Here is a 382-nt window from a genome sequence, read left to right as displayed (position 1 = left end):
CAAATACGTGTACAACACAGGAAGAGCCATCACGGTCTGAATTTTCTCCTCTTCAAGGACCTTCAGCATGTGAACAGGATCCTGATCCTTTGTGAACACAAAGGTTGTTCCTGCAAACGTTCCAAGCATGATGCGGCGTTTGACTTCATTTCCGAAACCTTCAGCGCGCGTTTGCTTGTAAAGGTCGATCAGGTTATCCGCATTGTCTGTGCGGTAGCCGTAGCGGATGCCGTCAAAGCGTGCAAGGTTCGCTGATGCTTCAGAAGATGACAGCAGGTAATATGTCGCAAGCGCGTATTTACTGTGCGGAAGAGACACTTCTTCCCATGTAGCGCCGAGGCCTTCAAGGACTTTTAGCGCTGCCAGGACAGATTCTCTCGCT

Annotated in this window: 1 protein-coding gene; it reads right to left on the bottom strand. The window is 50.0% G+C overall.

Annotation, left to right across the window (positions count from 1 at the left end):
- Positions 1-382, bottom strand: a 382-nt coding sequence (locus RVS70_RS23125; RefSeq protein ID WP_321135085.1) for an amidase family protein, incomplete at both ends; no start/stop codon positions are given.

This window comes from Virgibacillus sp. M23 (assembly GCF_034190895.1).
Lineage (GTDB): Bacteria > Bacillota > Bacilli > Bacillales > Amphibacillaceae > Virgibacillus > Virgibacillus salarius.
This window is presented reverse-complemented; position numbering and strand designations above follow the sequence as displayed.